The organism is Thermobifida fusca NBRC 14071 = JCM 3263, from assembly GCF_001592045.1.
In the GTDB taxonomy this organism is placed as follows: domain Bacteria; phylum Actinomycetota; class Actinomycetes; order Streptosporangiales; family Streptosporangiaceae; genus Thermobifida; species Thermobifida fusca.
Map to the genome: position 1 here is coordinate 50940 of NZ_BCWB01000025.1, position 23300 is coordinate 74239.

At 68.9% G+C, this 23300-nt stretch carries 22 protein-coding genes; 7 read left to right on the top strand and 15 right to left on the bottom strand.

The genetic code is table 11. From position 1 onward, the window contains the following. Position 1: 1 nt before the first annotated feature. From TF1_RS05655 to TF1_RS05685, 7 genes are all read right to left on the bottom strand, one after another. Complete coding sequence (locus tag TF1_RS05655) at positions 2-667, bottom strand: isochorismatase family protein (RefSeq protein ID WP_011292294.1); 666 nt, start codon at positions 665-667, stop codon at positions 2-4. After that, on the bottom strand, positions 664-2295 hold the full coding sequence (locus TF1_RS05660) for a (2,3-dihydroxybenzoyl)adenylate synthase (protein WP_061783712.1): 1632 nt from the start codon (positions 2293-2295) through the stop codon (positions 664-666). The genes TF1_RS05655 and TF1_RS05660 overlap by 4 nt, the downstream gene beginning before the upstream one ends. A 20-nt stretch (positions 2296-2315) precedes the next feature. Continuing rightward, positions 2316-3497, bottom strand: a complete 1182-nt coding sequence (locus TF1_RS05665) for an isochorismate synthase (protein WP_061783713.1) — start codon at positions 3495-3497, stop codon at positions 2316-2318. A 75-nt stretch (positions 3498-3572) separates the two neighbouring features. Further along, positions 3573-4355, bottom strand: coding sequence for a 2,3-dihydro-2,3-dihydroxybenzoate dehydrogenase (locus tag TF1_RS05670; RefSeq protein WP_011292297.1), 783 nt, complete (start codon positions 4353-4355; stop codon positions 3573-3575). Between the two features lie 449 nt (positions 4356-4804). Beyond that, complete coding sequence (locus TF1_RS05675; RefSeq protein ID WP_016188870.1) at positions 4805-5539, bottom strand: TIGR03943 family putative permease subunit; 735 nt, start codon at positions 5537-5539, stop codon at positions 4805-4807. Further along, entirely contained in the window at positions 5536-6609 is a 1074-nt protein-coding gene (locus TF1_RS05680; RefSeq protein ID WP_061783714.1) for a permease, read from the bottom strand. The genes TF1_RS05675 and TF1_RS05680 overlap by 4 nt, the downstream gene beginning before the upstream one ends. A 286-nt stretch (positions 6610-6895) precedes the next feature. Then, on the bottom strand, positions 6896-7909 hold the full coding sequence (locus TF1_RS05685; RefSeq protein WP_011292300.1) for an NADP-dependent oxidoreductase: 1014 nt from the start codon (positions 7907-7909) through the stop codon (positions 6896-6898). A 155-nt stretch (positions 7910-8064) separates the two neighbouring features. Here TF1_RS05685 and TF1_RS05690 point away from each other — a divergent pair, with 155 nt between their 5' ends. Next, on the top strand, positions 8065-8409 hold the full coding sequence (locus TF1_RS05690) for an HGxxPAAW family protein (protein ID WP_011292301.1): 345 nt from the start codon (positions 8065-8067) through the stop codon (positions 8407-8409). A gap of 158 nt (positions 8410-8567) precedes the next feature. Here TF1_RS05690 and TF1_RS05695 read toward each other — a convergent pair whose 3' ends face one another. From TF1_RS05695 to TF1_RS05715, 5 genes are all read right to left on the bottom strand, one after another. After that, entirely contained in the window at positions 8568-9395 is an 828-nt protein-coding gene (locus tag TF1_RS05695; protein WP_011292302.1) for an enoyl-CoA hydratase/isomerase family protein, read from the bottom strand. Positions 9396-9483: 88 nt separating this feature from the next. Beyond that, positions 9484-9696 carry a helix-turn-helix domain-containing protein gene (locus TF1_RS05700; RefSeq protein WP_061783715.1) on the bottom strand — a complete coding sequence of 71 codons (213 nt, stop codon included), beginning with the start codon at positions 9694-9696 and terminating at the stop codon, positions 9484-9486. 153 nt (positions 9697-9849) lie between these two features. Further along, on the bottom strand, positions 9850-11448 hold the full coding sequence (locus TF1_RS05705) for an ABC-F family ATP-binding cassette domain-containing protein (protein ID WP_011292304.1): 1599 nt from the start codon (positions 11446-11448) through the stop codon (positions 9850-9852). Positions 11449-11613: 165 nt separating this feature from the next. After that, positions 11614-12864, bottom strand: a complete 1251-nt coding sequence (locus tag TF1_RS05710; protein ID WP_394326523.1) for an AI-2E family transporter — start codon at positions 12862-12864, stop codon at positions 11614-11616. A gap of 157 nt (positions 12865-13021) precedes the next feature. Further along, positions 13022-13429, bottom strand: a complete 408-nt coding sequence (locus tag TF1_RS05715; protein WP_011292306.1) for a YccF domain-containing protein — start codon at positions 13427-13429, stop codon at positions 13022-13024. A 603-nt stretch (positions 13430-14032) separates the two neighbouring features. On the opposite strand from TF1_RS05715, the gene TF1_RS05720 reads away from it, so the two are divergent. Continuing rightward, entirely contained in the window at positions 14033-14332 is a 300-nt protein-coding gene (locus TF1_RS05720) for a WhiB family transcriptional regulator (RefSeq protein ID WP_011292307.1), read from the top strand. A 157-nt stretch (positions 14333-14489) separates the two neighbouring features. Here the strand turns inward: TF1_RS05720 and TF1_RS05725 are convergent, their stop codons facing one another. Continuing rightward, the gene (locus tag TF1_RS05725; protein WP_061783722.1) at positions 14490-15782 is read right to left on the bottom strand and encodes a phosphoribosyltransferase family protein; all 1293 of its coding nucleotides are present in this window, start codon (positions 15780-15782) and stop codon (positions 14490-14492) included. A 309-nt stretch (positions 15783-16091) separates the two neighbouring features. On the opposite strand from TF1_RS05725, the gene TF1_RS05730 reads away from it, so the two are divergent. Next, positions 16092-17303: an MFS transporter gene (locus TF1_RS05730; RefSeq protein ID WP_011292309.1), complete on the top strand. Its 1212-nt coding sequence runs from the start codon at positions 16092-16094 to the stop codon at positions 17301-17303. An 82-nt stretch (positions 17304-17385) separates the two neighbouring features. Here TF1_RS05730 and TF1_RS05735 read toward each other — a convergent pair whose 3' ends face one another. After that, a complete protein-coding gene (locus TF1_RS05735; RefSeq protein ID WP_011292310.1) occupies positions 17386-18105 on the bottom strand; it encodes an HNH endonuclease family protein in 720 nt (239 codons plus the stop codon). Positions 18106-18158: 53 nt separating this feature from the next. Next, the gene (locus TF1_RS05740; protein ID WP_255266147.1) at positions 18159-19292 is read right to left on the bottom strand and encodes a YihY/virulence factor BrkB family protein; all 1134 of its coding nucleotides are present in this window, start codon (positions 19290-19292) and stop codon (positions 18159-18161) included. Between the two features lie 469 nt (positions 19293-19761). Between TF1_RS05740 and TF1_RS05745 the strand changes: the two genes are divergently transcribed. The 4 genes from TF1_RS05745 to TF1_RS05760 are packed head-to-tail and all read left to right on the top strand — an operon-like array spanning position 19762 to position 23150. Further along, on the top strand, positions 19762-21456 hold the full coding sequence (locus TF1_RS05745) for a nitrite/sulfite reductase (RefSeq protein WP_011292312.1): 1695 nt from the start codon (positions 19762-19764) through the stop codon (positions 21454-21456). A gap of 37 nt (positions 21457-21493) precedes the next feature. Next, a complete protein-coding gene (locus TF1_RS05750; RefSeq protein WP_016188877.1) occupies positions 21494-21697 on the top strand; it encodes a hypothetical protein in 204 nt (67 codons plus the stop codon). After that, positions 21694-22386 carry a phosphoadenylyl-sulfate reductase gene (locus TF1_RS05755; RefSeq protein WP_016188878.1) on the top strand — a complete coding sequence of 231 codons (693 nt, stop codon included), beginning with the start codon at positions 21694-21696 and terminating at the stop codon, positions 22384-22386. Before TF1_RS05750 ends, TF1_RS05755 begins: the two co-directional genes overlap by 4 nt. Then, on the top strand, positions 22368-23150 hold the full coding sequence (locus tag TF1_RS05760) for a sirohydrochlorin chelatase (RefSeq protein ID WP_061783717.1): 783 nt from the start codon (positions 22368-22370) through the stop codon (positions 23148-23150). Before TF1_RS05755 ends, TF1_RS05760 begins: the two co-directional genes overlap by 19 nt. Positions 23151-23300 lie beyond the last annotated feature (150 nt).

Here is a 23300-nt window from a genome sequence, read left to right on the forward strand (position 1 = left end):
GTCAGCCTCCGGTTTCCACGTCGACGCGGGCGGAACGCAGCGCGGCGAGCGCATCTGCTGTGCTGGTCACCATTGCGCAGCGGGTGGCCGCGTAGGTCAGGGCGAACCGGTGCTCCTCGGCGCTGAAGTCCGCGGTCGCGTCGGCGACGAGGAACGGTTGGATGTCGCGCATGAACGCGTCGGCAGCGGTGAGCAGGCACCCGATGTGGGCGTAGACGCCGGTGACGATGATCTGGTCCCGGTTGAGGTCGGCGAGGCGGGCTGCCAGGTCGGTGCCGACGAATGCGCTGTAGCGTGCTTTGACGACCACCAGGTCGGTGGGTCGGGGGGCGATCCGGGTGTCGATGGCCGTGTGTTCGTCGGTAGCGCTCATGCCGCGCCCCCAGAAGTGGAGTTCCAGGCCGCGTTGTGCCGGGTCCATACCACCGGGTTTTACGGTGTAGATCACAGGGATTCCGAGGGTCCGGCAGGTGTCGGCCAGGGTGGAGATGTTGGTGAGCACGCCCCGCAGCGGATCCGCGCTCTCTGCGTAGGGGCGCAGGAAGTAGCGCTGCATGTCGTGGACGAGGAGCACCGCACGGGCAGGGGTGATCTGCCACTCTGCCCGGTTGGCGGGCAACTGGTCCACGGTGGGCAGCGGATAGGGGGTGATGGCTGGCAGGCTCATCGGGTGGTGTCCAATCTACGTGCGAGTTCCCGGCGGAGTTCGCTGCGGGAGATCTTTCCGACGCCGGTGACGGGGAAGCGGTCCACGAATTCGACCCGGTCGGGGATCTTGTAGGAGGCCAGGCCCCGTTCGCGGAGGAAGCGCAGCAGTTCGCTCCGGCTGGGTGGTTCGGTGCGCGCGATGACGTAGGCGCAGACGCGTTCCCCCAGGTAGGGGTCGCTCATGCCGACCACGGCCGCGTCGTGGACGGCAGGGTGGGCCAGGATGTGGTTCTCCACTTCTTCCGCGGAGACCTTCTCGCCGCCCCGGTTGATCTGGTCTTTGGCGCGGCCTTCGACGACGAGGTGGCCGGTGGGGGTGCGGCGCACCAGGTCCCCGGTGCGGTAGAAGCCGTCGGGGGTGAACGCGGTGGCGTTGTGCTCCTCGGCCCGGTAGTAGCCGCGGATGGTGTAGGGGCCGCGGGTGAGCAGGTGGCCGACTTCGCCGTCGGGCACCGGCCGGTCGGCGTCGTCGACGATGCGGATCTCGTCGTCCGGGCTGATCGGCCGCCCCTGGGTGGTGGTGATGATGTCGTCGGGGTCGTCGAGCCGGGTGTAGTTGACCAGCCCTTCGGCCATGCCGAACACCTGCTGGAGGGTGCAGCCGAGGACGGGGCGGACCCGGCGGGCCGCTTCCGGGGCGAACTTGGCGCCGCCGACTTGCAGGACGCGCAGTGAAGAGAGGTCCCGGTGGCTCTGGGAGCCGTGCTCCACCGCGTCCAGCCACTGCAGCGCGATCGGGGGGACGACCGCGGTGATCGTGACCCGCTCGGTTTCGATGAGGGAGAACGCGGTGTCAGGGGAAGGGTTGGGGGCGAGCACGACGGTGCCTCCAGCGTGAAAGGTGCCGAGGAAGCCGGGGGAGCTCATCGGGAAGTTGTGCACGGCGGGCAGCGCCGCAAGGTAGACGGTGTCGGTGCCGAGGGCGCAGATCTCCGCGCTGGCCCGCACCGAGTACAGGTAGTCGTCGTGGGTCCGGGGGATGAGCTTGGGCAGCCCGGTGGTGCCGCCGGAGAGTTGGAGGAAGGCCGCGTCGCTCGCCTCGGGCCGAGTGAAGACGCCGGGGTCGGGCCGGTCGGCACGGAGCTCGGCCAGCGGGGTGAAGCCGCCCGGCTCCCCGACGACCACCACGTGTTCGGGGGCAGTGCCGGCGTGGCGCAGCTGCGCGGCCATGGTCCGGTAGTCGAAACCGGCGTGCCGGTCAGGGATGATGAGTGCTTTCGCCTGGGCCGTGGTGCACAGGTGGGTGATTTCGTGGGCCCGGTGGGCGGGGAGCGCGTACACCGGCAGCGCGCCGAGCCGGAACAGCGCGAAGACCACTTCGAACAGTTCTGGGATGTTGGGGAGTTGGACGACGACGCGGTCGCCCGCGGCAATGCCGAGCCGGGCCAGCCCGGTGGCGAGGACCGCGGAGCGCTCCCCCAGTTCGGCATAGGTCCAGCGCTGGCCCGCGCCGACCACGGCGAGGCGGTCGGCGAAACGGCGGGTGCGGTCGGTGACGAAGTCGCTGAAAGTCTCCCCGGTCCAGTACCCCGCCTCGCGGTAGCGGACGGCGAACTCCGCGGGCCAGGGGGTGCAGCCGTCGAGCATCAGGGTCCTTTCCATGGGGGTTACCGGAGCTGGTCGGCTCCGAGGGCGAGCAGCAGGGTGCGGAATTTGGCGGTGGTTTCCGCGAGTTCGGCCTCGGGGTCGGAGTCGGGCATGATGCCGCCGCCCGCAAACAGTTCGGCGGTGGCGCCGTGGATGTCGGCGCAGCGGATGGTCACCACCCATTCGCCGTCGCCGGCGGCGTCGGTGTAGCCGACAGCCCCGGTGTAGAAGCCGCGGTCGAACGGTTCGAGTTCGGCGATGGCCGCATAGGCCTGGTCGGTGGGATAGCCGCAGACCGCGGGGGTGGGGTGGAGGGCCTGGGCCAGCACGTGGACGGGGGTGCGCGGGTCGCGCAGTTCGCCGGTGACCTGGGTGGCCAGGTGCCACATGGTGGGAGTGGTGACCGGCTGGGGTTCGTCGGGGACATCCAGGGAGCGGCAGTAGGGGCGGAGCGCTTCGACGATGGCTTCCACGACGACGGCGTGTTCGGCGCGGTCTTTGGCGGAGGCGAGCAGGGCAGCGCCGCGTTCCCGGTCCCGGGTCGGGTCGGTGTCGCGGGGGCGGGAGCCCGCGAGCGGGCGGGACACCACGGCGCGGCCGTGTTTGGCGACGAGCAGTTCCGGGCTGGCCCCGACGAGGGTGCGCGGACGGCTGTCGGGGGCAGGCAGGTCGGCGGCGAAGGTGAACCCGCCGGGGTTGGCTTGCGCGAGGTTGGCGAGTACCGCGGCGACGTCCACGTCGTGGCTGCTGGTCAGGCGGAGGCAGCGGGCCAGGACAACTTTGCGCAGCCGGGTGCTGTCTGGGCTGGCCAGGAGGGCGACGGCGCGTTTGACCGCGGCGGTGTGTGCGGCGGGGTCGGGAACGGGGGTGGCGGTCCAGGTGCCGTTCCGGGGGCGCCGCGCGCGGGTGGCGCCGGTGCCGGGCATGATCGCGGGGCCGCGCTGCACGGTTGCGGGGATGACGAGGCGAGCGGGTGCGGTCCGGTTGAAGGGGAGCGCTCCGACCGCGACGGCGTGCCGTCCCGGCTCGGCGGCGGTGGCGTGCAGTGCATCGGACAGGTCGTCGACCCCGGTCACGGTGGTCAGGACGCCTTGCCCGAGCAGCGACCCGGAAGGGGAGGTGAAGAAGAAGTCCCGGGGACGGTAGGCGTCCAGGAGTTCAGTGACGGTCGCGGCCGGGGTGGCGACGCACTGTCGGGGCATCGTTGGCCTTTCTTTCGGGCACGCTGGGGGAACGGGCCGCGCGGGCCCGCGGTTCACTGTGGGGCAGGGCGACGGTCAGCGCAGGGAGGCGCCGCCGTCGACATACAGGTCGTGCAGGGTGATGTGCCGTGCTGCGGGGGAGGCGAGGAAGCACACGGCGTCGGCGATGTCCTCGGGGCGGGCGATGCGCCCCAGGGGGATGCCGATCCGGTACAGGTCGGGGTCTCCAGCGACGGCGTCGGCTTCGGTGTAGCCTTCCGGGCGCATCGCCCACAGCATGGGGGTGTCAGTGGTGCCGGGGGACACCACGTTGCAGCGGATGCCGTGCGGTGCGAGTTCTAGGCCGAGCGACTTGGTGAAGGCGACTGCGGCGGCTTTGGATGCGGCGTAGGCGGCCATGGCGGCGCGGGGGACGCCGGCCGCGTTGGATGCCACAGTGATGATGCAGCCGCGGCGGCGGGGCACCATCTGCCGTGCCGCGGCGCGGGAGACGGTGAACACCCCGGTGGCGTTGACCGCGATCAGGTCGTGCCAGTCGTGGTCGGGGCAGTCGACGACGGGTCCGGTGCGCAGGATGCCGGCGGCGTTGACCAGGATGTCGACGGGGCCCAGGTCGTGTTCGATCTCGTCGAAGAGGCGCTCCACTCCCGCGGTGTCGGTGACGTCGCGCGCGTAGCCTTTTCCGCGCTGCCCGGCCTGCGCCAGGCCGGTGACGGTCTGGGCAGTGCTTTCGGGGTTGACGTCGACTGCGGCGACCGCGGCGCCCTGCGCGGCGAGAGCCGTGGCGACAGCGCGTCCGATCCCGCCTCCTGCACCGGTGACGACGGCGACCGATCCTGCGATCCCCTTATGGGACACGTCTCCCCCACACAGCTCCGCAAGAAACCAACTAAGGCAAACCTTGCCTAACTACCGCCGACAGTCTCAATGCAGAGAGCCGCGGAAGTCAACCCGCACAATTCCGACATTTGTGCACAAAATGCGCAAATTTGCGAACAAGAAGTGTTCGAGTAATCACACCACTAAGGCATTGCATAATTCGCAGTCAGCACTTCCTGCCCCGACTCGGAGCGACATCCCTCCCGAGGCGAGCACCGCCCCCGCCCCGCGCATCTGCTGACCACAGCAGCAACCGCCACTCAGGGAAACTCGAAACATACTCACAGTGACGAGACGAGGAGCGGGCTGCCGCTGCCCCTTCATACCGGGACCGCCGCTCGCGCCTCGTTCCCGCTCCCGGCACGCCCTCTCCCGGAAAGCGGCGCAGCACACATGGGCGGCCCGGGGTCCCCGGCCGCGGCAGCACGCTACTCGTAGGGGTCGGGAGGATGGTCGACGGGGACCATCTCTGTCACCTCGAACCGGTGGTCGCGCACCCGGCGAATGTCACCCTCCGGTTCCACCCACCGGCCGGTTACGGTCCACCACGAATCCGCGGGCGGCTCCTCCTGGTTGACGATCAGCACCCGGTTCACGATGGCGTCGGCGGCGCAACAGGCGATCTGGAGCCGGGCCAGGTACCAGCCCTCCCCGTCCGGGTTGGGCACCGCGAACCCGGTAAGCCGGATCTCCCGTCCGGCCATGCTGCGCTCTTCGTCGGTCCAGGCCCGCACCACGAATTCGCGCAGCGACATCTCCACCGGCCCGTCCGCATCAGGGGTGTCTGCGGGGACGTCATCCGGCAGGGCGCGTTCCACCGCTGCTGCGGGGTCGGCTGCCGCCGCCGTGTAGGCCCCCAGCGCGGGCGGCGCCACCACGAAGATCACCACGACCGGCAGCAACAGCAGCCACGCCACCACCGGAGCCCGCCCGTGGTCGTGGCCGTGGGCGGGATCATGCCCCGGTTCCGCCTCATCCTCCGGCGATCGCAGTTCCGCGACCACCGCCACCAGGCCGAGCAGCACCAGCACTGCCCCGGCGGCGATCAGGAACGGCCGGAACTCGCCGCGCACGTAGTTGAGGTAGTCCTGGGAGGCCACAGTCACACTCAGCGCAGCCGCTCCCAGCAGCACCATCACCATGCCCTGCGCCAGGCGGTTCACAGCAGCAGTCCTCCCACCAGCACCGTGCCCAGCAGGGTCGCTGCCAGGGTGAGGGGGACGAAGCGGCGTACGAACGCCCAGCCGAACGCCCCGGCCTGCAAGGCGATGAGCTTCAGGTCCACCATCGGCCCAACCACGAGGAAAGCGAGTTTGGCGGTAGCAGAGAACTCGGTGAAGCTCACCACGACGAACGCGTCGGCTTCCGAGCAGATCGACAGCACCACGGCCAGCAGCGCCAGCGCCAGCACGGAAAGCACCGGAGTGTCGGCGACAGCCGCCAGCCACTCCCGCGGCACCAGCACGTTCACCCCCGAGGCAACCAGTCCCCCCAAGACGAGGAACCCTCCGGCGTGCATCAGGTCGTGCCGCATCGTGTCGGCAAACGCCCGCCACCCCGTGGTTCTCCCTCCCCCGGTGCGGGGCAGCCGCAGCCAGTCGGTCCTGCCGAATGCGGCCCACAGCCAGCCCACCGCGACCGCGGCCCCCAAGGAAGCGAGAAAACGCGCCACAGCCATCTCCGGCTGCCCGGGGAAGGCGACCATGGTCGCCACGATCACGACCGGGTTGATGGCGGGCGCGGCGAGCAGGAAGGTGAGCGCAGCCGCCGGGGGCACCCCGCGCCGGATCAGCCCGCCAGCGACCGGCACCGACGCGCATTCGCACCCGGGGAGCACCGCACCGGAGAGCCCGGCCGCGGGGACCGCGAGCGCCGCCCGGCGCGGAACGATCCGCTGCCACACCTGTGGCGGGACCAGCGCGGTGATGGCGGCAGACAGCGCCACCCCGAACACGAGGAACGGCAGTGCCTGCAGGCTGATGGCGGTGAAGACCGTGGCCCACGCCAGGAATGCCTCGTGGGTCAACCGTCCGGCCAGCAGCGCCTGTCCCGCAAGCAGCACCGCGATGAACAGCACAAACCACCAGACCGTGGCGGTAGTGCGGGACCGTGGCGGGCGTCCCCACTCCGGTGGCGGGAGCTCCTGGCCGTCAGCAGGCTCGTCCCAGTCGCGGATCAGGGATGCGCCGAGGGAAGGAGTGGAGGCGGGGGTGCGGGAGGGTTGTTCCGACACGCGGAGTCCTCACTGAATGTAGGAAGATCACCACTGCGGGTCATGCTACCCCTGAGTGCGCCGGCTTCTCTGGGGTTTTGGAAAACTCGGCGGGAAACACCCCATGGAATTCGCCACGCCCGAAACCCCGCGGGCAGTGTTCTCTGCCTCCCCAGTCCGCAGCGGGACGGCCGCGCCCCTCGCCCGCACACCTCGGGGAGGCCTGGGACGTGTTCGCCCTATACCCGGCCTGCGGCGCGGCGACACGCCCCGCACGCAGGCCGGTTCGCGGTCTCCCAGCGCAGGGCTACTCCGCGACGCGGACCACCATCTTGCCGATGTTGCCGCCGCGCAGCATCGAGATGAACGCCTCCGGCGTGCGCTCCAGGCCTTCCACGACCGTCTCGCGGACTTTGATCCGTCCGTCGGCGACGGCGGGGGCGACCTCGCGCTGGAACTCCTCAGCGAGGTGGGGTTCGTCGCTCACGATGAAGCCGCGCAGGGTCAGCCGCTTGGTGACGATCTGGAACAGGTTGCGCGGCGCTCGCGGCGCGCTGGTCGCGTTGTAACCCGAGATCGCCCCGCAGATCGCAAACCGCGCGAAGTCGTTGGCGCAGGCGATTGCCGCCTCCAAGTGGTCGCCGCCCACATTGTCGAAGTACACGTCGATGCCGTCCGGAGCAGCGTCGGCCAGTTGTTCGCGCACCGGGGCGGCCCGGTAGTCGAAAGCCGCGTCGAAGCCCAGTTCGTCGCGCAGGTAGGCGACCTTCTCCGGGGAACCGGCGCTGCCGATCACCCGCCGAGCCCCGTACAGCGCGGCGAGCTGGCCGACCATGCTGCCCACGGCACCGGCCGCGCCGGAGACGAACACGGTGTCGCCTTCCCGTATCCCGGCTTTGTGCCGCAGGCCCACATAGGCGGTCAGACCGGGCATCCCCAGCGCTCCCAGGTAGACGCTGGGGTCCACCGGACTGTCGGCGGGGAGGGGACGGACTCGGGAGGCGGGCAGCAGGGCGTGCGACCGCCAGCCCGCGTTGTGCACCACCAGTGTCCCCGTCGGCACCGCCGGATCGGTGCTGGCTTCGACCACGCCCACGGCGCCGCCTTCCATGGGGGCGTTGAGCTCGTAAGGGTCGGTGTAGGTCCGTACCCCGGACATCTTCCCCCGCATGTAGGGGTCGACAGAGAGCACCAGGTTGCGGACCAGCAGCTCCCCGGGACCGGGATCAGGAAGGGTGCGGGTAACGAGCGCGAAGTCGGTCACCGCGGGCTCGCCCTGCGGCCGGGCGATCAGGTGGAACTCGCGTGCGGTTGTCGGCATAGCTCTCCTTGGCTGCTTGTGGGACTGTCCCTCCCCATGTCCCAGAACGACCTTCCCATACCCACCGGTATGGCGCGGTGCGGGGGTGGGGTGTCCCGTTACCCGGTGTTTGGGAACCGCCGCGCCGGGCAGCGTGCCTGCCAGGAGGTGCCCGCATGATGAGCCCTATGGACCGTCAACGGCACGCCGGCGATACCGCCGACATCAGCGCATCGGAGAAACGCTACTCGCACTGGGGACGGCCCAGTTCCTGGATTGCTGTGACCTTGATGATCCTCGGCTTCCTGGTCGGCGGGGTCGGCCTGACCCTGGGCCCGCCCCAATGGGCCGTGGTGATCGGCGGCGCGGTGATCTTCGCAATCGGCGGGATCATCGCCTACGCCATCGACATCTTCAAAGACACCGGGGTGGCTGAAGAACCCGAGAAGTACCTGGACGACAGCCTCGAGCACGGAGAACACCCGCTCGGCGCGGAGGAGGAGCACCACCGGGCCTCCTGACGCACGACCGGTTCCGTCCGCCGGCAGACAACTGCATAGGGCATGAGCACCGCAGCGTGGCGTCCGTGCGGCGGGGGCCGCCCACGGTGCGGCTCAGGGCAGCGCTGCCCAGCGGTCCGCTGCCTGGTCCAGCCCGCAGGGCGGGCGCGCCGGCGGGTTCAGGGACGGCGCGGCGCCGCGGATGCCTTGGCCAGCTCGGCAAGCCGCGCAAGCTGGGCGGTGCGTTCGACCCGGGCCTGCGTGGCCAGGTCGTTGCGTCCCGCTTGGAGCAGCAGTTCTTTGGTGGCCCGCGCCGCCGCGGCAGGTACGGCGAGGAGCTGCGCCACGAGTGCGTCGACTGCCGCGTCGAGCTCCGCGTCGGCGACCACGCGCTCTGCCAGCCGAAGCTGCGCCGCCTCTGCGGCATCGATCGTGCGGGCGGTCAGGCATAGTTCAATGGCGCGGTTGACCCCGACCAGCTCCACCAAGGGTTGGGTCCCGGTGAGGTCCGGCACGAGGCCCAGCGCCGGCTCTTTCATGCACAACTGGGCGGTGTCGGACAGGATGCGGATGTCGCAGGAGAGTGCAAGCTGGAATCCCGCGCCGATGGCGTGTCCGCGCACCGCGGCGATGGAGACAATGTCGGCGCGTCGCAGCCAGAGGAATCCCTCCTGGTAGGAGGCGATCACCTGGTCCAGGGCCGCGGTGCTGTTCGGATCACGGGCCAACAGGGTGAACGGGGTCGGCTCGCCGTCGACTTTCCCGGCTTGGAACATGTCCAGGTCGATCCCTGAGGAAAAGGTCGGACCCTCTCCCGTGATGACGACAATTCGGACAGCCTGGGGAAGGGTGTGGCCGATACGGGCCAGCTCTGTCCACATCCGGCCAGTCATGGCGTTGCGCCGGTGAGGCCTCGACAGCGTGATCCGTGCGACCTCTCCGTCGATCGTCAGTGTGAGTCCAGCCGCAGCGAGTTCTTCCGCTGTGGGGGCCTTCGTCTGCGCCATCGCACACGCCTTTCACCCAAGGGATCGCGAGCCCACCCGATTCCTACCAACGAGTAACATAGCAGTTCACGGGTTGCCCACCCTAGGGTCACCCCCGGTTGCGTCTGGTCGCGCCTCCCCTGCCCCGCAGTGTCGCTCCCGCTTCGAGCAGCAGCCGGTGCACAAAGCCATAGGAGCGGCCGGTTGCCGCAGCCAGCGCGCGGATGCTCTCCCCGTTGTCGTAGCGCCGTTTCAGGTCAGAGGCCAGATCTGACCGCTCCTCTCCGGTCACCCGGGTGCCCTTGCGCAACGTCTCGGACACAAGTACCTCCCGATGCTCTCGGTACGGCAACGAAGTCGCTTGCTGCCATGATCAGACATGGCGGCTTCAGTGGGCTACCCATTGAGACCGGAAAACCACATACTTCCTCCGGCGACCGTGTTTCGGTTATGGCGAAACTACGTCCAAAATGACTCAAGCCAGCGCCACGAGATCGGTGAACTCCGCGTCCCAGAAGTCCTCCACCCCGTCGGGCAGGAAGACCACCCGTTCCGGTTGGAGGGCCTCCACCGCGCCCTCGTCGTGAGTCACCAAGACGATCGCTCCCCGGTAGGTGCGGAGCGCGTTGAGGACCTCGTCCCGGCTCGCCGGATCCAAGTTGTTGGTCGGCTCGTCCAGCAGCAGCACGTTGGCGCTGGACACCACGAGCGTGGCCAGGGCCAGCCGCGTCTTCTCCCCGCCGGAGAGCACCCGCACGGGCTTGTACACGTCGTCCCCGCTGAACAGGAAGGACCCCAGCACACGGCGGACCTCCACCTCGGGCAGGTCCGGGGCCGCGCTCACCATGTTCTCCAGCACCGTGCGGTCGAGGTCGAGCTCTTCATGCTCCTGGGCGTAGTAGCCGAGCCGTAGACCGTGCCCGCGGATCACCCGGCCGGTGTCGGGCTGCTCGATCCCCGCCAGCAGGCGCAGCAGCGTCGTCTTGCCCGCACCGTTCAGCCCGAGGACCACCACTCGGCTGCCGCGGTCCACTGCCAGGTCCACCCCGGAGAACACTTCCAGTGAACCGTACGACTTCGACAGTCCTTCCGCGGCGAGCGGGGTGCGCCCGCATGGCGCGGGATCCGGAAGGCGGAGCTTAGCGACCCGGTCCGGCCCCCGTTCCTCCTCGACCGACTCGAGCAGCCGCTCCGCCCGGTGGAGCATCTGCTGGGCGGCGCGGGCCCGGCTGGCTTTCGCCCGGAACCGTTCGGCCTGCCGCTGCAGCGCCGCCGCCTGCTTCTCCGCGTTGGCGCGCTCCCGCTTGCGGCGCCGCTCGTCGGCCTCCCGCTGTTCCAGGTAGGCCCGCCAGCCCATGTTGTAGATGTCGAGAGTGCTGCGGCTGGCATCCAGGTAGAACACCTTGTTGACGACGTGCTCGATCAGGTCCACGTCGTGGCTGATGACCACGAGCCCGCCCTGGTAGGACTTGAGGAAGTCGCGCAGCCAGGCGATGGAGTCGCCGTCGAGGTGGTTGGTGGGCTCGTCCAGCAGCAGCGTATCCGCCCCGCTGAACAGGATGCGGGCCAGTTCCACGCGGCGCCGCTGCCCGCCAGAGAGGGTGCGCAGCGGCTGGGTGAGGATCCGCTGTTCCAAGCCCAGGCTGGAAGCGATCGACGCCGCTTCGGCTTCCGCCGCGTACCCGCCGAGCACGTGCAGGCGCTCCTCGAGCCGCGCGTAGGCGCGCACCCCCTGGTCCCGAATCTTGGGGACCTCGCTGGCCATTTTCTGTTCCGCGACGCGCAACTGACGCAGCACCTCGTCGATTCCACGGGCCGAGAGAATACGGTCGCGCGCCACTACGTCCAGGTCACCGGTCCGCGGATCCTGCGGCAAATAGCCGACCGTGCCGGTTCGGGTGACCTTTCCCGCGGCCGGAATCGCCTCCCCCGCCAGCACTTTGGTCAAGGTGGTCTTGCCCGCGCCGTTGCGGCCGACGAGACCAATGCGATCACCCGGCCCCACCTGGAAAGACGCAGGCGCCAGCAGCAGGCGTGCGCCCACCCGGAGCTCAAGGTCAGAGGCGATGATCATGGGTCGTGAAAAGCTTTCTTCACATCCGGCGTCGACAGCAGTGGGTCGGATAGCAGGCGGCCCTTGGGAAAAGGAGCCGTTCACGCAGGAAAAACCGTCCGGCAGCCGCCGTCACTACAGCGCGGAATCGCTGGTCGTCTCATTTCGACAGCGGCACCGGGCCGATTATTCCCCCTTCTCTGCGGTGCGGTGGGCTTTGTCTGCGTGCTCTCCGCTCCGCTCTGCAGCGCTGCCCCGGGCCGAGGGCCGCGCGCCAGCAGCGGACCGCTCCTCCCCTGCTCCGGGGCGCTGCGGTGTCTCCGCTGTTTCCTGTTCCTGGGCAGAGGCCTCCACCGTGAATGGCCGGTTGCGCAGCAGCACGGCCAGGACGGCGACCACCGGTGTGGCGAGGAACGCCCCGGTGATCCCGCCGATGATCGACCCTACGGAAATCGAGAGCAGGACCACGGCCGACGGCAGTTCCAGGGAGCGCCCGTAGATCCGAGGCGCGATGATGTGGCTCTCCAGTTGCTGCACGGCAATGGTTCCGGCCAGCACCACCACCGCCATCCACAGTCCTTCGACGACCAAGGCCACGAGCACGGAGACCAGCCCAGCCAGGAACGCGCCGATCACCGGGAGGAACGCGCCGATGAAGGTGAGGATGACCAGCGGCATCACGAGGGAGAGGTCATCCCAGAACACGAAGAGCAGGACCGCGCCGATACCGATCGCGTCGATGAGGCCGACGAGAGCGACCCCGCGCACGTAGCGTCCGATGACGTCGTAGGTCAGTTCCCCGGCGTCCCGCAGGGCGCGGCGGGTGGCGGACGGGAAGAGCGAACGCACCCACCGCATCAACTCGTCCCCGGAGTGGACGAAGTAGATGGTGAGCACAATGACGAGGATGATCCCGACCAGCACTTCGCCTACCGCGACCGCACCCGCCCAGGCGCCGCTGATCAACTGGCTGCTGTTGCGCTGGATCCACTGCTGGGCGCTGGCGATCCACTCGTTGATGAGCTGGTCGTCCATCCCGAACGAGGCGGCGATCTGCTGCAGGGTGACCACCGACTCGTTGATGCTGGCCACGATGGCGTCGAACCCGGAGATCGCGGGAAGCACGATGAGGGTGACGACGCCTCCGAAGATGATGACCGCGCCCAGCACGCTGATGGTCGTGGACAGCCCTCGTCCCAGTCCGCGGTCCCGGAGCCACTGGGTGGGTGGCATGAGCAGCGCGGTGACAAAGACCGCGAGAATGACGGGGATGGTCACCACCCGGATGTAGATGGCGCCCCAGAGGATGAGCGCGATCACGACGCCGATGATGAGCAGCCGCCAGGCCACGTCGCTGGCCTTGCGCAGCAGGTCGTCTTCGACTTCGGGAACGGGAGGCGCCTCTTCCACCACCACGCGGACCTCCCGCTCGGGCAATCGCACGCTCCTGGCGGCCTTCCGCAGCGTCCATGTGGTGGGCCAGTTCCAGCGCACTCTGCGTCTCCCTCTTCCCGATGGTCGTGCTTCCGGGTCCTCCGTCCCCGTCAATAGTGGCACTCTGCGGCCCGGACTGTCCGCTTGTTAAAGCAAGGTGTCAGATGCCCCAGGTGCTGCGCTGTGTTCCTACGGGCACGATCTCGTTGCCGAACGGCGCCAGCGCCACCGGGATCAGTTTGAGAGAAGCCCAGGCCATGGGGATACCGATGATCGTGACAGCCAGCCCGATCGCTGTGGCGATGTGCTCCAGGGCCAGCCACCACCCGGCCACAATGATCCAGATGATATTGCCGATCGTGCTCCCGGTGCCCGCTCCCGGTTTGCGGACCAGGGTCCGGCCGAACGGCCAGAGCGCGTAGCTGGCCATCCGGAAGGACGCCACCCCGAAGGGGATGGTCACGATGAGCAGGCAGCAGAGCACACCGGCGAGGGCGTAGCCCACGGCCAGCCAGAAGCCCGCAACGAACAACCAGATGACGTTGAGGATGAACCGCAGCAGAGTCACTGGCCCCACTTTCTCCTGTCCGTTTCGCCGCTCTCGTCTCGCGGCCGTGCCTGCCCGGTATGACGACGAGAGGCCCGTCCTGGTTCCGGACTGCGGTGACCTGCATGTTCCCGAGCCTCCTCGGTTCCGGGCACTACCCTCAGCGCTGGAAGCCAGTCCGAAATTGTGACCTGGTTATCAGAACCGTTCCCTGGAACGGGAACGACTGTCCCCATACGATGGTTTTGTCTGGGCTCCGGCCCGGACCGTGACGTCTTCCCGGCGATGTCGGATCTGCTTCCGGTGCGTCAGAGCGCCACATCCGGAAAGATCCGATTTCGATAACGGTTGAGCGAGTAATTTCCCTACCCCCGTGCGGAATCGGGAGCGGGGATGGCATGATTACGTACCGGTTCGCGGGGAGAGCGTTCCCACCGCCTCCGCAGCCTCGTGCGTGAGCACCCGCCGGTTCGGCAAATCTGCGCCTACGTGCTCTCAACCTCACGGGAACACCAGAGCAGAGCTCAGCGTTATTGCTGTGCCGGGTCGCTTACGCGGCTTTATCCAATTTGTTCATCAGCTTGCACACAGCTTACTGCGATTTTATGTAGAGGTGGTTCAACCATGTCTCAGGTACGTCGGCAGGCCACGCTGCGCCCCCGCCCGAGCTGGGGGTGGCAGGATGCCGCCGCGTGCCGGGGCGAGGACCTTGTGCTCTTCTTCGGTCCCGACGGCGAGCGTCAGCCGGAACGGGAGATTCGTGAGCGCAAGGCCAAGGAGATCTGCGCTCACTGCCCTGTCCGTACGGAATGTCTCGACTACGCGATCTCGCGTCCCGAGAAGTACGGAACCTGGGGTGGACTCAACGAGGACGAGCGCGCGTCCGAGCGTCGGCGCCGGATGCGTCGCGCTAACGCAGCCTGATTCTGCCGCCCCGGCCGGGAGTAATTTCTCACCGATTCTCCCACACTGATTGATCGCCCGACCATCAGGGTCATTCACCGTGGCGCCCCGACAAGCACGTCGAGGGCGCCACGGTGTGTTTCTTACCCATCTTTATTCCCATTTTTCGCGATTTTCATCACAGAATCCGATCGAACCACTCGGCAGCGCGCACCCCAACCCTGCGCCACTCTTCCGGCTGGTGCAGCAGCTGTTCGGCTCCCGCCACGATCTCGACCGCGGTCGGCCCGGTCATCCGGCCCAGCGTCCACTCGGCGAGCTCCCGAACAAAAGAGTCGGATCCCTGCACGAGGACCAGGGTGGGCGCGCGCACCTGGGTGAGGGCTTCGCCGGCCAGGTCGACGCGGCCCCCGTGGGTGACGACCGCCCCCACCTCTCCGGGGAGCCGGGCAGCCGCATCCAACGCTCCCGGCGCGGCCTGCCCGGCGCCGAGCAGCGCGATCGGCGCACTGGCCACCACAGGGGTGCGGCGGATCCAGCGCACCCCGGCCGCCAGGCGCTCCCCCAGCACTGCCGGGGCCAACTCGTCGGCTTCCGGGCTCGCTTCCGTGGGAGTGAGCAGGTCGAGCAGCAGAGTCGCATACCCCGCGGCGCGCAGCACCGTCCCGATCGCCTGGTTGTGCGGGACGAGCCGGCCGTGCCCCGAGGCCATGACCACGGTGCCGCGCACCACCGAGGGGACGATGAGCTCCCCTTCGAGTTCGACCCCGCCCGCCGAAAAGCGCGCCGGATACCGGGAATCCCCGCTCTCTCCCAGGTCGCGGTGCTCGGCGAGCAGGGCAGCGACCTGTCCCTCGTCGACTTCGGAGAAATCCCGGTACCACCGGTCCAGCGAGTGGAAGGTCTCGGGGACGGCGAGCGCGACGACGCGGTCGGCCTCCTCCTGGAGGCGTTCCACCGCCTCGGTCGAGGCGACGGGCAGGGCGAGCACCAGCCGCGCGGGACGGTGTCGGCGCACCATACGCAGCGCTGCGCGGGCGGTGCTGCCGGTGGTGGCGCCGTCGTCGACGACGATGACGTCCCGGTCGGTCAGCCGCGGCAGTGTCCGGGCCCCCCGGTACATTTCGCGGCTGTGGGTGATCTTGTCCCGGGCTTCCGCGACGACGTCGGAGAGCCGGTTGCGGGGGATCCGCAGCCGGGCCAGGGCAGTGTCGTCGTAGCAGACGTGTCCGTCTTCGTCGACCGCGCCTAGGTCCACGTCGGGCCGGTCCGGCAGGCTGATCCGGTTGACCACGGCCACATCGAGCGGGGCGTGCAGGACGCGGGCGACCTCGGCGCCCACCGTCACCCCGCCTCTCGGCAGGGCGATGACGACGGGGGTGGCTCCGGTGACGTCGCGTACGCGCTCCGCCAGCCAGTGTCCGGCGACGGTCCGATCGGGGAAAGGCAGGGATACGGGTAGTGGACTCACGGTGACCACCGCAGACTTCTCAGGTAAGCAGGGTGATACTGCCCTACCCGTTCCATGCCGTCGACCAACCCTGCTACTCCTGTTGTTTTGCCTGGTCAAAAGGTAAAGAACCGTTGACTTGCTGCGCGGCTGCACGTCGCGCTGTCTGCCGGGGTGCGGGCGCGGTGCTCCGGCTTCCCCCTGCCGACAGGGACCTGCTCGCCGCGGGGAGTTACGCCACTGCCCTGATTGGCCCTAGGATCACCCCGGATCGCCACCGTGATCCTGTTTTGCGGATGATTCTCCGCAACCGCCGCGCTCTGAGGAGGTTTGTTGTCCGGTCATCGGCTGAATTCCGCGGCGCCTGACCCGGCAGCGCGGCGGGCCCGCTGGGGGGTTGCCGGGCTGTTCGCGAGCAACGGGCTCGGCTATCCCTCTGTAGTGCCGTGGCTCCCCGAGATCAAAAACCAGCTTGAGCTGTCCAATACGGCTCTGGGCACCGCGATCGCTGCCATGCCGCTGGGTGCGCTGCTGACCGGTATGCTCGCCGGACCGTTCATCTCCCGGTGGGGCAGCGGCCGTACCGCGGTGGTCTGCGCGCTGGTGTCCACGTGGCTGCTGCCGGTGATCGCGCTGGCACCCCAATGGGGGGTGCTGGTGGCCATCCTGTTCGTCATCGGCTGCGTGGACACGTGGTGCGATGCGGCGATGAACGCTCACGGGCTGCGGGTACAGCGCCGCTACGGGCGCAGCATTATCAACACCTTCCACGCGGTGTGGAGTGTGGCGGCGGTCGCGGGCGGCCTGCTGGGCGCAGCCGCGGTCGGACTGCGGCTGCCTTTCCTGGTCTTCCTCATCGGGCTCGCATGCATGCTCACCGGACTCGTGGTGGCCTCGTCGCGGCTGCTCTTGGACGGCCCGGAGCACGCCGAACGCAGCGCGGCCTCTCTCGGGGACGGCGCCCGATGGTTTCCGGCTGCGCGAGCAGTGGGGCTGATGGTGGCGCTCGGTGTCCTCCTCATGCTCGCAGCCGCGGTGGAGGACGCGGCAGCGTCCTGGGGTGCGGTTTACATGCGGGACAGCATCGGGGCGACAGCGTTCCTCGCAGGGCTGCCGTTCGTCGCCTGCCAGGCGGCGATGACCGCGGGGCGACTGGCCGGGGACCGGCTGACCGATGCGTTCGGGGCGGTGGCGGTGGCACGGACCGGTCTGCTGCTGTCCGCGGTGGGGTTGAGCGGGGCACTGCTGTTCCCCACCCCGGTGACCACCGTGGTGGGCTTCGGGTTGTGCGGGTTGGGTGTGGCCACCCTGTTCCCGTTGACGCTGGCCGCTGCGGGCGAGATCCCCGGGGTGCACAGCGGGACCGGTGTGTCTATGGTGGCCTGGCTGGCCCGGCTCGGTTTCCTGGCGTTCCCGCCGCTGGTCGGCCTGGTCGCGGACGCGACTTCGCTGCGGGTCGGCCTGGCCCTCTTCCCTGTCGCCGCGCTCATCGGCGCTGCCTTGGCCACCAGTCTCCGGCCCCGCACCTCGGAAGACGGGTGACCCCGCAGGTACGCAGGCACACCGCGTCTGCGGGGTCAGCAGAAACGGGATCCGATCCCCGGACTACCCGGGCCGCACCTGCTTACGCGCAGGTGTCGAGCATGGCGGAGAGCCCTTGGTAGTCCTCTGGGGAGACGGGGAGGTCGTACCGGTAGAGCACGTCGATGTAGCGGATGGCGTAGGTGCACTGGAATGCCTCGTGGGGCTGCCATTCGCCGGGGCCGGCGTCGCCTTTCTGCTGGTTGGCCGGGCCGTCAGAGGCCAGGAGGTTGCCGGGGTCGTTGGCGAACTCGATGCGGGTCTCGCGGTCCCATTCACTGGCGCCCATCCGCCAGGCCAGGGAGAGCGGCACGATGTGGTCGATCTGCACGGCCCGCGGGTCGTCCGCGGTGAACTCGATGGTCTTCCCGGTGTACGGGTCGTGCAGCGTACCGGAGAGGACTTTGCAGCCGTCGGAGGCGAGCTGCACATTGTCGAGGTCGCGGGCAAGGATGTCGTTGCGCGTGGAACACCCGTTGCTGTCGGTGTCGATCCAGCCGTGGCCGAACTCTTCCCTCCGGTAGTCGCCGCGCGGAGCAGGTTCCGCGAGCTGCAGTGACTCGAGCTGCTCCCAGGCCGCGGCCGCATCCGGGTCTTCGCTTTGCGGGGCATAGGGCTCACTTGGCGACGGTGTGGCGAGCCCGTCTTCCAGTTCGGCGAGTACGTCGTCGAGGAACTGGCAGCCGGCCGTGGTGAAGAGCACTGCGGCGGCCGCCGCTGCGATCCCGATCCGCGTTCTGCCGAGGCGCTGCGTGGGGGGCATGGAAGCTCAGTCTCCTGTCATCACTACGAGGGGGTACCGCGATCTACTCTGCCTCAGCGGCGGCGCCGGCGCGGGCGGGCAGGCCGCCGGCGGGCTGCGGCAGCGCGATCGGGCCGGGGGGAGGACTGCACTTCGGAGTTTTTCCCCGCCCGGCTTTCAGCAACCCTCGTGTCCTGCTCGCGCGCCTGGGCGATCCGCTGCAGGGCCTGCTCGTGGCGTTCTGCGAGGCGGACCGCGCTGGCCTGGCGGCGGGCGGCGAGCTCGGCCCGGGCCCGCGCGGTTTCCGCGACCGGCCACATGGCGTCGATCTCGGCGTTGAGGGAGGATCCGGCCAGCACGGCGAGCGCGGTCAGGTACAGCCAGATCACGATGATGATGGGCGCGGTGAGCGGACCGTAGAGGTTCACCTGTCCGAAGGAGGCTTCCAGGTAGAGCCGCAACCCTACGGTGCCGCAGAGCAGGATGAGGACGGCAGCGATCGCTCCCGGCAGTTGGCGGACCAGGGAGGTGCGCACCGGGACGCTCAAGGTGTAGAGGGCCACGATGCTGCCGAGGCTGAGCAGTCCCACCAGCGGCCAGTAGCCCAGGTGGAGGTAGGTGTCGGCTGCGGGGAGCAGGGCGCGGAGTGCGTCCGGGCCCGCGACCACAGCCGGGAGCACGACCAGCGCGAACAGCAGCGCCCCGAGGTAGGCAACGAACGCGAGCAGGCGGCGGCGCAGGTAGCCGCGCATGCCTTCCAGCCCGTAGGCGATGGTGATGGCCTCGATGAACACGCTCATGGCGCGGGAGCCGGACCAGAGTGAGACGAGGAAGGTGAGCGAGAGCACCCCGCCGTGGGCGCCACCGAGAAAGTCGTCGACAAGGGGTTCGACGGTGGTCTGCACGGCTTCAGCGGTCAGGACGGTGGCGGCCAGGTCCAGCATCCAGGCGCGGATCTCCACTACTGTCTGGTGGCCGAGCACCGAGCTGAGGTGGCCCAGGGTGCCGACGAGGCCGAGGAGGAGGGACGGCAGGGACAGGAGGGAGAAGAACGCGGACTCGGCGGCCAACCCGATGATGCGGACTCGCAGCGCGGACCGCACCGTGCGGGCGACCAGCATGGCTGCGGCGCCGGAGCGGGGATGGCGGTCAGGCCAGGTTCTGACCGCTTCCTGGAGCCGCTCGAGGTTCGCCCATTGAGGTCGCACACCTTCGAACATAGCCCTGAAATGTCCGTTTTGCCGTATGCCCTGCGGGGATCGTCGTGGTTTCCTCGCTGTTCCGTTGACGAACCGTAATTCGGAGCCGCCTTCGACGCTGTGATACGACTCACGAAACTTTTCCCACTTAGTGGGTAGACAAATCATTGACGGCATGACATGGTCGTTGCCATGATCGCTGCCCTCGACCCCATGCTCTGCGTGCGCCGTCACGTGGACTACCTTCGGGTCCGCAGCGCTCTCTGTCGCAACGTCGCCTCAACGCCTAGTTGCTGAGCACCAGTTCCGCCCTGGGCGTGCTCGCACCGACGTTGCCCCTCCTCTCCGCTGTTATGTGCCGCATTACAGCCCGGTCGGACGGGTGTCGGGCCGCGACGCGCCCAGAACGCGATTGACCGGACTCGCAGAGTCACGGTCCGCGCCCCGGTGGACGACATAGACTCGGAGGACTTCACCCATGCCGTCCGCACCCACACCGACCGGCCGTCCCGCCAGGAAGACGACGCGCCCGCGCCGCGGCGAGGGGCAGTGGGCTCTCGGCTACCGCGAGCCGCTCAACAAGAACGAAGAGATCAAGAAGAACGATGATGGGCTCAACGTCCGCAAGCGCATCATCGACATCTACTCCAAACAGGGCTTCGATTCCATCGACCCTGCCGACCTGCGCGGACGATTCCGCTGGTACGGACTCTACACCCAGCGCGCCCCGGGGATCGACGGCGGTAAGACAGCGGTGCTGGAGCCCGAGGAGCTCGACGACCGCTACTTCATGATGCGGGTCCGCACCGACGGCGGACAGCTCAACGTGGCGCAGCTCCGCGTGCTCGCGGAAGTATCCACCGCCTACGGCCGGGACACCGCCGACATCACCGACCGGCAGAACATCCAGATGCACTGGGTGCGTATCGAGGACGTCCCCACCATCTGGGAGCGGCTGGAAAGCGTGGGGCTCACCACCACCGAAGCCTGCGGCGACACCCCTCGCGGCCTGCTCGGCTGCCCGCTGGCCGGGATCGCCGAAGACGAGATCATCGACGCCACCCCGCAGCTCCGCCAAATCGTCGCCGACCACATCGGCAGCCCGCTCTTCTCCAACCTGCCGCGCAAGTTCAAGACCGCGATCGACGGGTGTGCCGTGCACTGCACCAACTACGAGGTCAACGACGTGGCTTTCGTCGGCGTCATCGGACCCGACGGTACGCCCGGTTACGACCTGTTCGTCGGCGGCGGCCTGTCCACGAACCCGATGTTCGCCCAGCGGCTCGGCGCGTTCGTCCGCCCCGAACAGGTCAGCGAAGTGTGGGCGGGCGTCTGCTCCGTGTTCCGCGACTACGGCTACCGCCGGCTCCGGCACCGCGCCCGCATCAAGTTCCTCATCAAAGACTGGGGTCCGCAGAAGTTCCGCGAAGTACTGGAGAAGGAATACCTCGGCTACTCGCTGCCGGACGGCCCCGAACCGGTCCTCGACCCGGGCACCCGCCGCGACCACGTGGGCATCCACCGGCAGAAGGACGGCCGCTTCTTCGTGGGCTTCGCCCCTCGGGTGGGCCGGGTCAGCGGCACCATCCTGGGACGGATCGCCGACATCGCTGAAGCGCACGGCTCGAACCGGGTGCGTACCACCGCCGACCAGAAGCTGGCGATCCTGGACATCACCGAAGACCGGCTGGACTCGGTCGTGGCCGCGCTCGAAGCCGAAGATCTCCAGGTGAACCCCAGCGTCTTCCGCCGGCAGACCATGGCCTGCACCGGCATCGAATACTGCAAGCTCGCCATCGTCGAAACCAAGAACCGCGCGATGGCCCTCATCGACGAGCTGGAGCGCCGCCTCCCCGACTTCACCGAACCGCTCACCATCAACGTCAACGGCTGCCCGAACGCCTGCGCCCGCACCCAGATCGCGGACATCGGGTTGAAAGGCCAGCTCGTCACCGACGCCCACGGCAACCAGGTGGAAGGCTTCCAAATCCACTTGGGCGGAGGACTGGGCCTGCAAGCCGGGTTCGGCCGCAAGGTGCGCGGGCTGAAGACGACCGCCGCGGAACTCCCCGACTACATCGAACGGGTAGTGCGCCGGTTCGCGGAGCAGCGGCAGGCCGAAGAGACCTTCGCGGAATGGGTGGCACGCGCAGACGAGGCGGACTTGAAATGAGCGCTCAGCGAAGCCACGCCACGGAAAGGGAACGCCGGTGAGTGAGCGCGCTGTCCCCTTCTACTGCCCCTACTGCGGGGACGAAGACCTCCGGCCGCACGAGGGCGACGGCACCCGGGGCCAAGGCTATCCGTGGGTCTGCGGCTCGTGCGCCCGAGTCTTCCGCCTCTCCTTCGTCGGGCTCCACGCCGCGGCGTTCCCCCCTTCCACTACGACGCCGACCGGGGAGGAGCAGCGTTGAACATCACGGCCGACGGCGCGGCGTTCGCCGCTGAGGCTGCCGCCCGCCTGGAAGAAGCCAGCGCCACCGAGATCATCCAGTGGGCCGCCGACACGTTCGGCGACCGGCTGTGCCTGACCGCGTCGATGGCGGACGCCGTCATGGTGGACCTGGTCTCGAAAGTAGTCCCGGGCATCGACGTGATCTTCCTGGACACCGGCTACCACTTCCCGGAGACGCTGGGGACCCGCGACGCGGTCGCGCAGACCTACCCGATCAACCTGATCACGGTCACCCCCAGCCGGACCGTAGCGGAACAGGATCGCGACCTCGGTCCCCGGCTGTACGCCCGCAACCCCGACCTCTGCTGCTACCTGCGCAAAGTAGAGCCGCTGCAGCGGGCGTTGCAGTCCTACGACGCCTGGCTGACCGGGCTGCGCCGCGACGAGGCGGTGACCCGCCGCACCGTGGGGGTCGTGCAGTGGGACGCCCGCAAGAAGAAGATCAAAGTCAATCCGATCGCCCGCTGGACCCAAGAGCAGGTGGACTCCTACATCGCTGAGCACGGGGTGCTCGTCAACCCGCTGCAGGACGACGGCTACCCCTCGATCGGGTGTGCGCCGTGCACTCAGCGGGTGCCGGAAGGCGCCGACCCCCGCAGCGGTCGCTGGGCGGGAACAGGGAAAGTCGAATGCGGTCTCCACAGTTGAACAGCGCCCCGGCCGGGATCCCGCTTGTCGCGGTCGCCCACGGCAGCGCTGACCCGCGGGCGGCAGCCACCGTGGAAGCGCTCTTCGCCCGGGTGCGGCACCAGCGTCCGGACCTGGACGTGCGGGTGAGCTATCTCGACCACGTTACTCCCCCGCCAGACGAGGTTTTGGCTGCGCTCGCCGCGGAAGGAGCGGGGGAAGTCGTGGTGCTGCCGACCCTGTTGACGGCCGCCTACCACAGCAAAGTGGACTTGCCCCGCGTCCTGGAGCGGGTGCGTGCCGACTCTCCGTGGCTCCGGATCCGCTACGCCACCACCCTCGGCCCGCACCCTCTCCTGTTGGATGCGCTCGAACGGCGTCTCGCGGAGGCGGGGGCCACAGCCAACCCAGACACGGCGGTGGTGCTGGCCGCTGCCGGGTCGAGCGACCCGCACGCCAACGCCGTGGTCGCCGCGGCAGCTCGCGACCTGGCTGCCCGCGGTCCGTGGCGTGAGGTGCGGACCGCGTTCGCGTCCGCGGCCCGCCCGTCCCTCGCCGAAGCGGTGGAGGAGCTGCGCACGGCGGGCGCCCAGCGCGTAGCAGTCGCCAGCTACCTGCTGGCGGAAGGCTTCTTCGCGGACCGGGTACGGACCCACTGCACGGCTGCGGGGGCACAGATCGTCTCCGCTCCTCTCGGGGACTGCCCGGAGCTCGCTGCGGTGGTGCTGCACCGTTACGACGAAGCGCTCCGCGCCGCACCCGTGTCCGAATCAGCCGCCCCGTAGCAGCATCTCCTCTCGGGGCATCCGGGTGTGCAGCACCGGGTGCCCCGCTTCTGTTTCCGGCTCATAGCGGGGCTGCTGCTCGCGTTCCCGGACGTGGTGCGGCTTCGGACAGCTTCTGCTGCCTCACGGGGCGGTGTCCAGCCTCAACGG